The organism is Streptomyces sp. NPDC050988, from assembly GCF_044456225.1.
Classification (GTDB): domain Bacteria; phylum Actinomycetota; class Actinomycetes; order Streptomycetales; family Streptomycetaceae; genus Streptomyces.
The window spans coordinates 397,565-410,709 of record NZ_JBITFQ010000005.1 but is presented as its reverse complement, the minus strand read 5'-3'; the positions used below and the strand labels follow the sequence as shown (position 1 = coordinate 410,709).

Below are 13,145 nucleotides of genomic sequence, written 5' to 3'. Positions count from 1 at the left end.
CCCCCCGCCCGGGACGTGCGGCTCAGGACGGCAGCAGTCCGCCGGTGGGCAGCGGCAGCGCGCCCGTCGGCAGGGGCAGCTTGGGCAGACCCGGCAGGTTCGCCGCGGGCAGGCCGCCGCCGAGGACCGTGGCGACGACGACGTTGACGAGGCCGGTCACGACGGCCAGCGCGGCCGCCGCGACACCGGCGACGTCACCGCTGGTGGCGGCCTTGACCAGGGCGTCGACCGCGGCCTGAAGGGCCTTGAGCGCGTCGGCCTTGAGGTCGAGCGGGGCCTCGGCGACCGCACGCTCGGCGTCCTTCGGCATCGGCAGCACGGGGGCCGCCGGAAGCTTCGGCACCTCCGGCAGCGCGGCCGGCGGGGCGACCGGCGTGACGGGGGTGACCGGCGTGGCCGGAGCGGCGGGCTTGGCGGGGGTCGTGGGGGTGGCCGGGGCGGCCGGAACGACCGGCTCGACCGGCGAGGTCGCGGCGTCGGGCATCGCGGGCTTGGCCGGTGCCGACGGAACGGCGGGCATGGCCGGAACCGCCGGCTTGGCCGGAACCGCGGGCTTGGCCGGGGCCGTCGGCGTGGGCGGTGCGGTCGGCGCGGCCTGGTCCCGCTCGGCCTTGACCGGCGGGGTCAACGCGCCGGCGGCCGGGGCGGCCGCGGAGGCCTTGGTGATGGCGGCCTTCACCGCGTCGGCGAGTTTGGCGGCGTCGGCGGCGGGGAGCTGGCCGTTGTCGGCCTTGAGCACGGCGTCGAGCAGGTCGGTGACCGGCTTGAGCACTCCGCCGACGTCGCCGAGGCTCTTGACCTGCGCCAGCAGAGCGTCCGCTCCGGGCACCGGCGCCTGGGCCGCTATCGAACGGGCGTCGCGGGTCGAGTCGTGGTCGGCGGCGACGGCAGCCGGTCCGGCGATCCCGAGCAGAAGCGTGGCGCAGAGTGCGGGGGCCGCGATACGCCGTGCGGGCAGAGCACGCATGGAGGGGTCCTTTCGGTGGTGCGTACGGATCTTGTGCTCACCGTGGAATCCGCGAGCACCTCCTGCAACCGAACGACCGCTCTCCGTAGCGGTCCTGGCCCGCCGCCGCGTCCGTTGTCCCTGGTGAGGCGCCCTGCCGGGGCGTTCCCCGGGCGCTCGGCGCCCCTCCCTCCATTCGGGGCAACGCGGACCGGCCGCCCTCCCTGTGGGAGGACGGCCGGTCAAGGGCCGAGCAGCGACGTCAGTCGTCAGTCGTTGACGCACTCGTTGCCGAACGCCGGGTTCAGCAGCGCGATGATGTTCACGGTGTTGCCGCAGACGTTGACCGGCACGTGGACGGGGACCTGGATCAGGTTGCCCGACAGGACGCCCGGGGAGTGGGCGGCGAAGCCGTGCGCGTCACTGTCGGCGGCGGCGACGCCACCGGTGCCCGCCATGGCGGCGGCGGCAACGGAGGTAAGGACCAGGCCCTTCGCGATACGCGACATGGAGAGGTGCTCCTTGGGATTGACACAACAATCCGGGCGGGGTGCCCGGCTCTGGAATCAACGCGCGGCACTGGCGCGGGTTGTGCCACCAAATGGGTGAAGTCCCGGTCCGGGTGCCGAGGGAAGGCCGGGCCCACCACGGAGCCTCCGCCCGACATGGCGTCAACCAGTGTATACAGCATGATTACGACACACTTGACGGGTTTCACCGATAAATACGGATAGCGGCTACAGTTGCGTTCCTCCTCAGGCCGCTTGAAACAGACGGGGAGTCATGGCGGCACTCAGGTGATGTCCACAGCTTGTCCGTCCGCAGGGTCAGAACCTCTCCCCGAATTCCCCCGAAAGGGCAACGCCGGTCATGCGCAATTCCCTGGGTCCTCTGCTGCGCCGTGGGATGGTGGGTGTCTTTTCCCTCGCCTCGCTGTGGGCGCCGGGCGGACCGGCGGCGGCCGCGCCTGCCATGCCCACGACGTCGACCACATCGACGACGACCACATCGACGACGTCGTCAACAGCGCCGACGGCTTCGGCACCCTCGCCCGCGCCGGCCGCCGAGGCCGAGAGCCTCGCCTTCACCCAGCGGTACCGCGCGCTCCAGCACGGCGGGATCGTCCGGGCCGCCAACTCGTCCATCACCTGCCGGCGGCCCGTCGAGCGGTCGGCGGCGTCCTGTCCCGCCGCACGCGAGGGCCGAGCGGCCGCGAACGACGACAACGACGACTTCGAGATGTTCTACATCGACGTCGACAACGACCCGAACACCTACAACTCCAGCCGCGCCGAGGTCCGTCCGCCGGCCGGCGCCCGGGTCTCGTACGCGCGGCTGTACTGGGGCGGCAACCTCCGGGTCGGTGAGCAGAAGCCGCCCAAGGACAACGGGCGGGTGCTGATCGCCGAGCCGGGCGGCCAGTACAAGGAGGTGCTCGCCGACACGGTCGTCGGGCACCGGGTCGCGCACGGCGCGGACGCGTTCCAGGCCTCGGCGGACGTCACCCGTCTGGTGCGCTCCAGCGGCGCGGGCGCCTACACCGTGGCGCAGGTCAATGTGGCGATGGGCCACTCGGCGGCCGGGGCCTGGGGCGGCTGGACGCTGATGGTGGCGTACGAGAAGGCGTCGGAGCCGCTGCGGCATCTGGCGATGTGGGACGGCTTCGACCCGCTGGGCGCGGGCGGCGGGCAGACGGTCCGGCTGCCCGGCATGAGGTTCCCCAAGGGGGCCGAAGGGCGTGCGGGGCTCGTCGCCTACAACGGTGACCGCGGGCGGACCGGCGGCTCGCTCACCCTGTCGGCGGGCGGTCTGACGACCCGTCTGGCCGACGGGGCGAACCCCCGTGACGACGTACTGAACTCGACGATCAGCGACCCCGGCCGGACCGCCCCGGGACGCACGCCCGCGTATCCGAACACGCTCGGGTACGACTCCGACGTCTTCGCGCTCGACAAGGGACTTCGGCGCGGCGGTGACCGGCTGGACCTCCGCCTGGTGTCGCCGCGCGACACGGCCTGGGCCGGAGCGCTGTTCGTCGCCGTCGACGCGAAGCGCTGACTGCTTTCCCCGACTTTCCCTCCGACTTTCCCCCAACTTCGCCCCCTTCCCCGTGAGTTCCCCAGTGACCTCCCCCTGAGCCCCTCCGAGCGCCACACGTGAGCGAGGAACGCACGCATGCAACTGTCACCGCCCGGCTTTCGGCCGCGGGTCCTGCACGTCTCCCAGCCCGTCGACGGCGGGGTGGCCCGCGTGATCACGGATCTCGTACGGGCACAGCTGGCCGCCGGGGCCGAGGTCACCGTCGCTTGTCCGGCGAGCGGCACGCTCACCGTGGCGGCCGAGGCGCTGGGCTGCGGCGTACGGACCTGGCACGCGACCCGGTCGCCCGGGCCGTGGCTCGCGCAGGAGGTACGGAGTCTGCGCCAGGTCGTACGGGAGGTGGACCCCGACGTCGTGCACGCGCACAGTGCCAAGGCCGGCCTCGCGGCGCGGCTCGCCGTGCGCGGGCGGGTGCCGACCGTGTTCCAGCCGCACGCCTGGTCGTTCGAGGCGGCCGGCGGGGTCACGGGACTGCTCGCTCTCAACTGGGAGCGGCTGGGCGCACGTTGGGCCTCCCGGGTGGTGTGCGTCAGCGAGGCCGAGCGGCGGACCGGACGGCGGTCGGGGATCGCCGGGCGGTTCACCGTGATCCCCAACGGGGTCGATCCGGAGCGTTTCCACCCGGCGTCGGTCGAGACCGTACGGGCCGGGATTCCGCTGCTCGACGGGGTCGATCCGGCGGCGCCGCTGGTGGTCTGCGTCGGGCGGCTGTGCCGGCAGAAGGGGCAGGACGTCCTGCTCGACGCCTGGCGCGAGGTGTCCCGGCGGGTACCGGAGGCGCGGCTCGTGCTGGTGGGTGACGGTCCGGACGCGCAGGCGCTGCGGGCCGCCGCTCCCGGGTCGGTGCTGTTCGCCGGGGCCGTCACCGAGGCCGTGCCCTGGTACCAGGCCGCCGATCTGGTGGTCCTGCCGTCCCGTTGGGAGGGCATGGCACTGGCGCCGCTGGAGGCCATGGCCTGCGGGCGGCCGGTCGTGATCACCGATGTGGACGGGGCGCGCGAGAGCCTGCCGCCGGGCCAGGGACCGCGCTGCCTGGTGCCGCCGGACCGGCCGGCCGAACTGGCCGCGGCCGTCGCCGAGCTGCTGCTCGACCCGCTGCTGCGCGAGTCGCTCGGCCATCAGGGGCGCCGGTACGTAACGACCACGCACGACATCGGGCGCATGGCGAAGGCCGTCGCCGAGGTGTACCGCGAGCTGATCGGCACCCGGCCGACGCGGTCGACGCGGCCGAGAGGACGGAACACGGGCGTGGAAGCCACCGAGTGCAGGGAGTCCATCCACACGTGACTGCGGAAAGTACCGTTCCCTCCCCCGGTGGCCGGCCGCGGGCGACGGACCACGGATTCTCGCCCGTCTCGGTCATCCCGCCGCGCGAGGCCGCCGGCGGCTTCAGATTCCCCAGCGGCGGACGGCCGTTCGTACGGCGTGCCTCGCGGCTGCCGCTGCCGGCCGTGGACGTCTGTGCGGCCCTGCTCGGCGGCGGCCTGGTGCTGCCCTGGGCGCATCCGCTTCCGCTCGCCTCGCTGGTGCTCGCGGTGCTGTGGCTGAACGCGCACGGGTCGCTGTACCGCGCCGCGCCCGTCCCCGCCGTGCTGGACGAACTGCCCGCCGTCTGCGGCCGGATCGCGGTGGGCTGGTGCGCGCTCGCGGCCCTGCTCGCGGCGTACTCCCCGGACCATGCGCTGTCCGCCCGCACCCTGCTCCTCGGCTGCGCGGTGCAGTCGGCGGCGAGTTTCCTGGGCCGCGGTGCCGTGCACGGGCGGCGGCGCCGGGCGCTGCTGCGGCGGCCGCGCGCGGCCCTGGTGATCGGCCGAGCCGCGACCGCGCAGCGCGTGGCGGCCGCCTTCCTCCGTCACCCGGGCTGCGGGGTGCGGCCGGTGGGTGTCGTCTCCGACGAGACGTCCGGCGGCGAGGGGCTGCCGGTCCTGACGACGGGCGAGGAGGTCCAGCGGGCGCTCATCCAGAACGGCGTGCAGGACGTACTCGTCGTGGGCCCCGCCGCACGCACCGAACAGGGGCCGCTGCTGCGGGCGCTGGGCGAGTCGGGCTGCGCGGTGTGGGAGGTGGACGCGGACTCCCCGGCGTACGAGAGAGCGGACCGGCTCGCCGGGTTCGCCTGCCGGCGGCTGCCGGTGGGGCGGCTGTACGGGAGCGCCGGGAAGCGGCTGCTGGACGTGCTGGTGTCCGGGGTGCTGCTGCTGATGGTCAGTCCGGTGCTGCTGATGTGCGCGGTCGTGCTGCGGATCGTCGACGGGCCCGGGGTCGTGTTCCGGCAGGAGCGGATCGGCAAGGACGGGCGGCCGTTCACGCTGCTGAAGTTCCGTACGCACCGGCCGGCCGACGCGCACGAGGCGGCGACGCGGTGGAGCGTGGCGAACGAGCACGAGATGGGCTGGTTCTGCCGCTTCCTGCGACGCACCTCGCTGGACGAGCTGCTCCAGCTCTGGAACGTCTTCTGGGGCGACATGAGCCTCGTCGGTCCGCGGCCCGAACGGCCCTATTTCGTGGGCCAGTTCAGCCAGACGTACCCCGGCTACGCGGCCCGCCACCGGATGCGGACCGGGATCACCGGGCTCGCGCAGATCCACGGACTGCGCGGTGACACCTCGATCGAGGACCGCTGCCGGTTCGACAACGCGTACATCGACAACTGGTCGCTCTGGCAGGACGTGTGCATCCTGCTGCGCACAGCCGCCGCGCTCGTGCGCCCGACGGGGAGCTGACCGCGTGACCCAGCTGCTGACCGCTCCGCCTCTCCCGACCGCCGCGTCGGCGCCGCGCCGCTTCCTTCCCGTGCTGCCCGTGGTGGCCCTCGTCGCCACGATGGCGCTGCCGGTCTCCGGGGGCGGCGACGGCGGAGGCGGCACCATCGCCGACGCCGTGTCGGGTCTGGTCGTGCTGTACTGCGCGATCCGTCTCGTACGCGACCGCCGGCGCCCCCTGTCCCGTACCGCCGCCGTCGTGCTCGCGCTGCCCGTCGTCGGGATCGCGCTCGCCGCGGCGGGGGCGGCCTCGCCGGGGGCCGGGATCACCGGGCTCGTGCGCTATCTGCAGATCTTCGTGCTCGTCCCCGCGGCGGTCATGCTGCTGATCCGGGACCGCCGGGACGCGCGGCTGGTCGCCTGGTCGCTCATCGGGCTCGCGCTGTGGCAGGGGGCGATCGGGGTCCATCAGTACGCGACCGGCACCGGTGCCTCCTACATGGGCGAGGAGATCCGGGCGGTCGGCACCTTTGGGGCGACGGACGTCATGGGGATGGCGACCGTGGTGTCCTTCGGCGTGGTGTGCGCGCTCGGGCTGGCGCTCGGCGCCGGGCCGGGGCGGCAGCGGACCGCGGCGGCGGTGTGCGCGCTCGCCCTGTTGCTGCCGCTGGCCCTGTCGTTCAGCCGGGGCGCGTGGGTCGCGACGGCCGTGACGTGCGGGGTCCAACTGGCGCTCGCCGGGATGCGGCGGGCGGTGAAGGTGTTCGCGGTGGCGACGGCCGCGTCGGTGATTCTCGTGGGCGGACTCGGCGTGGGCACAGCGATGCTCCAGGAGCGGATCAGCAGCATCACGCAGGTCGCGGACGCACCTGACCAGTCGGTGACGGACCGTTACACGATGTGGGCGGCGGCGGTCGGCATGTGGCGCGACCAGCCGCTGACCGGGGTCGGGCTCAAGGGCTTCCCCGACCATCGCGACGGGAACGCCTCGCTCGCGCTGTCCTCGGGCAGCGACACGGAGGGCGCGGGCGCCGGCTTCAAACGCCAGCCGCTCCTGTCGCCGCACAACATGTACTTGCTGGTGCTCAGCGAGCAGGGGCTGCTGGGGCTGCTCGCCCTGGCCGGGAGCTGGCTGGCCCTGCTGGTGTGCGGGCTGCGCAGACTCCTTCGCGCACGGCGGCCCGTACACGAACGGCGGCCTGCGCCGCACGGTCTCGACTGCGCGCTGGTCGCGTGCGGGCTGCTGACCTGGCAGCTCGTCGACTTCGCGTACGCCGACATCGGCGGCCCCTCGACCGCGCTGACCGCGGTCCTCTTCGGGCTCGGCGCCTGGTGGGCGCTCGCCTCCGAGGAGGCCGGGGACCGATGACGGTGACGCCTTCCCGGGCGGAGGGGGAGGACGCGGTGGTCCGGGCCGGGGGTCATGGTGATCCGGGGCCGGGGGTCGGGGGCCGTGTTGGCCCGGAGCCGGAGGCCGAGGGCCGGCTTGGTTCCGGAACGGGGACAGGGACGGGGACGGAGGCTGGGGTCGAGGGGCGGGGTGCGAACCCTGCAGCCGGGTCTGCACCCACGTCCACACCCGTGCCCACGCCCGTGCCCACGTCCACGCCCACGGGGCCCCCCGGTGAAGGGGCTCCATCCGCTGAGCACGGCCCGGCGAGCACGACCGGGAGGCGCCGCCGGTGGGCCACCGTCAAGAGGCGCGGCCCCTCGTCCGCGGCCGAGAAGCGACAGGCGGCGGACGGAGTCGACGGCCGCCCTGGCGCTGGGCTCGCAGCCGGACGGCATGACCCGGAAGCGGTCCGGCGGCACGCCCTCGATGCCGCCGGTCGCGGCAGGGACGCGGTCGTCGAGAGCCCGGTCCCCAAGAACCCAGTCTCCAAGAACCCGGTCGCCTTGCCCGCGGCCCGGGTCGCGTCCGGCGCCGCTGCCGAGCCCTCCGCCGACACCGCGTCGCCCGCCGGTGTCGACCAGCCCACCCGCAAGTTCCTCGCCAGGGCCACGCTCGTCACCGCTGTTCTCTCCATCGCCGGTGCCCTGCTCGGTCTTGGCCGGGACCAGGCGCTCGCGCATCTCTTCGGGGCCGGGACCGAGACGGACGCCTTCCTGGTGGCGTGGACGGTGCCGGAGGTCGCGGCGACGCTGCTGATCGAGGACGGGATGGCGTTCGTGCTGGTCCCGGCGTTCAGCCTGGCGGTGGCCCGGCGGGCGCGCGGGACCGGCACCGGCGCAGATCCCGTACGCGCGCTCGTCGCCTCGACACTGCCACGCCTCGCACTGGCCTTCGTGGCGGTCGCGGCCCTGCTGATGGCCGGGGCGCCCTACCTGGTCGCGGCCCTCGCGCCGGGACTGCCCGACCCGGGGCTCGCCGTCGACTGCACGCGGCTGACCGCGACCTGCGTCCTGAGCTTCGGGCTCGCCGGTTACTGCAGCGCGGCCCTGCGCGCGCACCGCCGCTTCCTGGCGCCCGCGGCCATCTACGTCGCCTACAACACCGGCATCATCACGGCGATGTTCGTCCTCGGCGGCCGCTGGGGCGTACGGTCGGCGGCCGTCGGCGTCGCGCTGGGCGGCTGTCTGATGGTGGCGGCGCAGGCGCCCTCCCTAGCCCGGCAGCTCTTCGGCCGCCGCCGGTCCGCCCCGGAGGCCGAAGCCCCCGCCGCACAGGGCCCGTCGCCCGTCGACGGCCCCGAGGCACCCCAAGCCCTCGATGCCACCGACGGCCCGCTCCCCTCCGTGAAGCACGCGGTCGAACTCGCCCTCATCGCGCCGGTGCTCATGTTCGCCCTGTGCCGTCAGTCCCAGGTCCTCATCGAGCGCTTCCTCGCCTCGACCCTCCCCTCCGGGGCCATCTCGCATCTGAACTACGCGCAGAAGGTGGCCCAGATCCCGATGACGCTCTCGCTGATGCTGTGCACCGTCACCTTCCCGGTGCTGGCGCAGGCGCTCGCCGAGGGCGACACCGAGCGGGCCCGCACCCGCGTGGAGCGTGACGTGGCGGTCGCCTCGTGCATGGTGCTGCTGGGCGCCGCGGCGGTGTTCGCGTGTGCGCCGCAGATCATCCAACTCCTGTTCCAGCGAGGCGCGTTCACCGCCCAGGACACGGCGGCGACGGCCACCGTCATGCGGGTCTACTCCGTCGGGCTGCTCGGGCACACGCTGGTGGGCGCGCTGGTGCGGACGTACTTCTCGGCCGGCCGGCCCACCTGGTACCCGCTGGCCGCGATGGCGGCGGGCATCGTCGCCACCTCCTGGATCGGCGCGGGGACCGTCGAGGCCTGGGGGGTGCGCGGGATCGCCGCCGCCAACGCGATCGGGATCACCGTCACCGCGGCCCTGCTGCTGTCGGGCATGGGCGAGCGGCGCAGCGTACCGATCCGCACCCGACGCGTCCTGCACGAACTGTCCAAGCCGGTCCGGGCCGCCGTGTGCGCGGCCGTCGCGGGGGCCTTCTGCGCGAGCCGCGTGGACTCCCCCGAACTCGCCCTGGCCGCCGGCGGTCTGACCGTGACCGTCGTCTACGTCCTGCTGCTCCGGGTGCTCGGCGTCAAGTCCGTCGCGCCCGCCTTCCGCAGTGCCCTCCGCTCCGTCACACGAAGGCTGCCGCATGTCCGTTTCCGCTGACACCCCCGACCTGACCCGTACCGACCAGCGCCCGGCCGCGCCCCTGTGGGTGGCGATGTACCACTCGGTGGGCGACTGCTCGGACGACCCGTACCGCATCACGGTCTCGCCCGACCGTCTCGACCGGCAGCTCGGCTGGCTGCGCCGCCGGGGCCTGCGCGGGGTGAGCATGGCCGATCTGCTCGCGGCCCGTGCCCGGGGCGAGGGGAAGGACCTGGTGGGGCTGACCTTCGACGACGGGTACGCGGACTTCGCCGACAACGCCCTTCCGGTGCTGCGGCGCTGGGGCTTCGGCGCCACCGTCTTCGTGCTCCCCGGCAGGCTGGGCGGCGCGAACGAATGGGACCCGCTCGGCCCGCGCAAGCCGCTCCTCACCGCCGACGGCATCCGCCGGCTCGCCGACACCGAGGGCCTGGAGATCGCCTCGCACGGCCTCACCCACGTCGACCTCACCGAGGCGGACGACGCCCTCCTGGGCGCCGAGGTGGGCGGCAGCCGGGCCCTGCTCTCCGAGCTGACGGGCCGCGAGGTCCTCGGCTTCTGCTACCCGTACGGGACCGTCGGCCGGCGGGTCGCCGACGTGGTGCGCGCGGCCGGCTACGAGTACGCGTGCGCGATCGACCCCGGCCCGCTGACCGGCCCGTTCGCCCTCCCCCGGGTCCACATCGGCGAGAACGACACCTCCTGGCGGCTGCTCCTGAAGTACCGCCTCAACCGGCTCCGCCGCCGCCCGGTGACCCTCACTCCGCCGGAGCCCCTCCCCGCCTCCGTGTCCCTGCCCTCCCCCGCGTCACCGGAGTCCCCGGTGAAGGAGACCCCGTGAAGGCCCTGCACGTCATCACCGGCCTCGGGGTGGGCGGGGCCGAGCAGCAACTGCGCCTCCTGGTTCGCCACCTGCCGGTCGACTGCGACGTGGTGACCCTCACCAACCCGGGCGCCGTCGCCGAGGACCTCACCGCGGACGGCGTACGCGTCATGCACCTCGGCATGCACGGCAACCGGGACCTGTCGGCGCTGCCCCGACTGGTCCGCGAGATCCGCGGCGGCCGGTACGACGTGGTCCACACGCATCTCTACCGGGCCTGCGTGTACGGCAGGATCGCCGCCCGCCTCGCGGGTGTCCGGGCCGTCGTGGCCACCGAGCACTCGCTGGGCGACTCGCAGATGGAGGGCCGCCGGCTCACCGCGGGCGTCCGCGCGCTGTACCTGGCCAGCGAGCGCCTGGGGCGTGCGACGGTGGCCGTCTCGCCCACGGTCGCCGAGCGCCTGCGCCGCTGGGGTGTGCCCGGGCCGCGCATCGAGGTCGTACCGAACGGCATCGACGTGGCGCGGTTCCGCTTCGACGCGGACCGGCGCGAGAACACCCGGCGGCGGCTCGGGTTGCCGCAGGGCGCGTACGTCGTCGGGGGCGTCGGACGGCTGACGGCCGGCAAGCGCTTCGAGGTGCTCGTCCGGGCGCTGGCCGAACTCCCCGACGACGTCTGGCTGTTGCTGGTCGGCGGCGGCCCGGAGGAGAACGTGCTGCGGCGTACGGCGCAGGCCGCGGGGGTCGCCGACCGGGTGCTGTTCACCGGTGAGCGCCCCAACACCGAGTCCTCACAAGGCGGTTCGGGTCTCGATCTGCCCTCCCTGATAGGAGCCATGGACGCGCTCGCCTCGCCCAGCGCGGAGGAGGCGTTCGGTCTCGCCGTGGTGGAGGCCCTCGCGGCGGGCCTGCCCGTGCTCTACGTCTCCTGCCCGGCCGTCGACGACCTGCCGCCGGGCGCGGCCCCGTTCGCCCGGCGTGTCCAGGGCGGCGCGGACTCGTTCGTACGGGCCCTGCGGCAGGTGCGTGCGGAAGGCCCGCGGCCGCGCTCCGCGCCCGAGGCGGCCCACCACTACAGCATCGCCCGCAGTGCCGACCGGCTCATGGACATCTACACGGCCGCAACTCTGGGAGTGAGTTCCGCATGACCGACAACCCCACTCGTACAACCGGCCGGCCGGTGACGGCACTTGTCCGCGTCAAGGGGCTGCCGCCCTGGTCCCTGCTGGTTGCGGGGGCCGTCCTCGGCGGTCTGCTCGGCGGCGCGTACGGGGAGCTGAAGACGCCGCAGTACTCGGCCACGAGCTATGTCATCGCCGTACCGACCGAGAAGTCGGACCCGACGGCGGCCCTCGGCTTCGCCCAGGCGTACGGCCGGGTCGCCACCCAGCTCGCGGTCCTCGGGGACGCCCAGGTGTGGGCGAACGTGCCGGTGTCGACGCTGCGCGAGAGCGTGCGGACGGCGACCTCGCCGGACGCCCCGATGGTCGCCGTGACCGCCACCTCCGCGCGCCCCGACCTCGCCGCGGACATGGCCAACGCCGTGTCGCGCTCGCTGACCCGGCACGCCAACTCCGCCGAGGACAGCACCCATGTGGAGCTGCTGCAGTTCTCCCGCGCGATGAAGCCCACCGAGGCGTCGTCGGCGTCCTCGACGGTGACGGGCCTGGTCGGCGCGAGCGCGGGCGGGCTGCTCGGCGGGCTGGTGCTGCTGGTCCGGCCGCGCCGGTCCTCGGACGTCCCGCCCACCCCGTCGGTGCCGGGCCCGGCCACCGCCGCCGACGTCCACGGGCAGCTGTGAACGGCACGGTGGCCGGTGCCGCGACCGGTGCCGCGGTGACCGAACTGTGCACGGACGAGCGGGAGTTCGGCCGGCTGGCCGAGGAGTGGGGGCGGCTGTACCGGCGGTGCGGCGCGGCGACCCCGTTCCAGAGCCATGCCTGGCTGCATTCCTGGTGGCTCTCGTACGGAAGACCCGGGCGGCTCCGGCTCGTTCTCGTCCGTGAGGGCGGTGAGCTGGTCGCCGCCGCCCCGCTGATGCTCGTACGGCAGCCGTGGCCGGCCCTGGTGCCGCTCGGCGGGTCGATCTCCGACTTCGGGGACGTACTCATCGAGGACGGTGAGCGCGCCGACCGGGCCGCCGCCGCCCTCGCAGAGGGGCTCGCCCTGGCCGCCCGTACCGCGCTGATCGACTTCCGCGAGGTACGGCCCGGCGGCGCGGTGGAGCGGGTCTACGCGAGCTGGCGCGGGCCGCGTCGGCGGGTGCGGGACTCGCTGTGCCTGGAGCTGCCGGGCGCGTCGATGGACGATCTGATCGGACGGCTCGCGACGGCCAAGGCCCAGCAACGGGTCCGCGCCAAGCTGCGCAAACTCACCTCGCTGGGTGTCGAGCGGCGTGCCGTGCGCCCCGACGAGGTGGGCGCGGCGCTGCGCCGGCTCCTCGAACTGCACCGGCTCCAGTGGCAGGGCCGCAAGGTGACCACCGAGCATCTGCAGGAGCGGTTCGCCGAGCATCTGGTCCGGTCGGTGGGGCCGATGGTCGACGCCGGGGACGCGGTGGTGACCGAGTTCCGGCTGGGCGACACCGTGATGGCGGTCGATCTGACGCTGCTGTCACGGCAGTTGGCGGGCGGCTATCTGTACGGCGCCCATCCGCAGCTGCGCGAGCGGAAGGCGGACGTGGCGACGATGCTGCTGCACGCCTGCGCCCAGCACACCGAGGCGGGCGGCCGCCGGGTGCTGAGCCTGCTGCGCGGCAACGAGCCCTACAAGCACCACTGGCGGCCCCAGCCCGTCGTCAACCAGCGCTTCCTGCTGGCCCGGCGGCGGACGGCCCCGCTGATGTCGGCCGCCGTGTGCGACGTGGCCGCGCGCAGCCGGGGCAAGGAACTGCTGGACCGCTTCCACGGCTGGAGGGAACGCGGTGGCGGCAGGCCGTGACCGACCCGCCGCCACCGCCCCGCCGGCG

The 13,145-nt window shown here is 74.3% G+C and carries 11 protein-coding genes; 9 read left to right on the top strand and 2 right to left on the bottom strand.

Annotation, left to right across the window (positions count from 1 at the left end):
* Positions 1-22: 22 nt before the first annotated feature.
* Together ACIBEI_RS15590 and ACIBEI_RS15585 are read right to left on the bottom strand one after the other, a co-directional pair.
* On the bottom strand, positions 23-967 hold the full coding sequence (locus ACIBEI_RS15590; RefSeq protein WP_398888906.1) for a hypothetical protein: 945 nt from the start codon (positions 965-967) through the stop codon (positions 23-25).
* 248 nt (positions 968-1,215) lie between these two features.
* Entirely contained in the window at positions 1,216-1,455 is a 240-nt protein-coding gene (locus ACIBEI_RS15585) for a chaplin (protein ID WP_398888904.1), read from the bottom strand.
* A 361-nt stretch (positions 1,456-1,816) separates the two neighbouring features.
* Between ACIBEI_RS15585 and ACIBEI_RS15580 the strand changes: the two genes are divergently transcribed.
* The 9 genes from ACIBEI_RS15580 to ACIBEI_RS15540 all read left to right on the top strand — a co-directional run bounded on the left by ACIBEI_RS15580 (position 1,817) and on the right by ACIBEI_RS15540 (position 13,117).
* Positions 1,817-3,004 carry a DUF3344 domain-containing protein gene (locus ACIBEI_RS15580; RefSeq protein WP_398888902.1) on the top strand — a complete coding sequence of 396 codons (1,188 nt, stop codon included), beginning with the start codon at positions 1,817-1,819 and terminating at the stop codon, positions 3,002-3,004.
* A 117-nt stretch (positions 3,005-3,121) separates the two neighbouring features.
* The gene (locus ACIBEI_RS15575; RefSeq protein WP_398888901.1) at positions 3,122-4,333 is read left to right on the top strand and encodes a glycosyltransferase; all 1,212 of its coding nucleotides are present in this window, start codon (positions 3,122-3,124) and stop codon (positions 4,331-4,333) included.
* A complete protein-coding gene (locus ACIBEI_RS15570; protein ID WP_398888899.1) occupies positions 4,330-5,769 on the top strand; it encodes an exopolysaccharide biosynthesis polyprenyl glycosylphosphotransferase in 1,440 nt (479 codons plus the stop codon). Before ACIBEI_RS15575 ends, ACIBEI_RS15570 begins: the two co-directional genes overlap by 4 nt.
* Before the next feature lie 13 nt (positions 5,770-5,782).
* Complete coding sequence (locus ACIBEI_RS15565; RefSeq protein ID WP_398889023.1) at positions 5,783-7,117, top strand: O-antigen ligase family protein; 1,335 nt, start codon at positions 5,783-5,785, stop codon at positions 7,115-7,117.
* Positions 7,118-7,644: 527 nt separating this feature from the next.
* Positions 7,645-9,372 (top strand): lipid II flippase MurJ, encoded by a 1,728-nt coding sequence (locus tag ACIBEI_RS15560; protein ID WP_398888897.1) that lies wholly within the window; start codon positions 7,645-7,647, stop codon positions 9,370-9,372.
* The gene (locus tag ACIBEI_RS15555; protein WP_398888895.1) at positions 9,356-10,195 is read left to right on the top strand and encodes a polysaccharide deacetylase family protein; all 840 of its coding nucleotides are present in this window, start codon (positions 9,356-9,358) and stop codon (positions 10,193-10,195) included. Before ACIBEI_RS15560 ends, ACIBEI_RS15555 begins: the two co-directional genes overlap by 17 nt.
* Positions 10,192-11,325, top strand: a complete 1,134-nt coding sequence (locus tag ACIBEI_RS15550) for a glycosyltransferase (protein ID WP_398888893.1) — start codon at positions 10,192-10,194, stop codon at positions 11,323-11,325. The genes ACIBEI_RS15555 and ACIBEI_RS15550 overlap by 4 nt, the downstream gene beginning before the upstream one ends.
* Entirely contained in the window at positions 11,322-11,978 is a 657-nt protein-coding gene (locus tag ACIBEI_RS15545; RefSeq protein WP_398888891.1) for a lipopolysaccharide biosynthesis protein, read from the top strand. The genes ACIBEI_RS15550 and ACIBEI_RS15545 overlap by 4 nt, the downstream gene beginning before the upstream one ends.
* Positions 11,975-13,117 carry a GNAT family N-acetyltransferase gene (locus tag ACIBEI_RS15540; RefSeq protein WP_398888889.1) on the top strand — a complete coding sequence of 381 codons (1,143 nt, stop codon included), beginning with the start codon at positions 11,975-11,977 and terminating at the stop codon, positions 13,115-13,117. The genes ACIBEI_RS15545 and ACIBEI_RS15540 overlap by 4 nt, the downstream gene beginning before the upstream one ends.
* Positions 13,118-13,145: the final 28 nt, after the last annotated feature.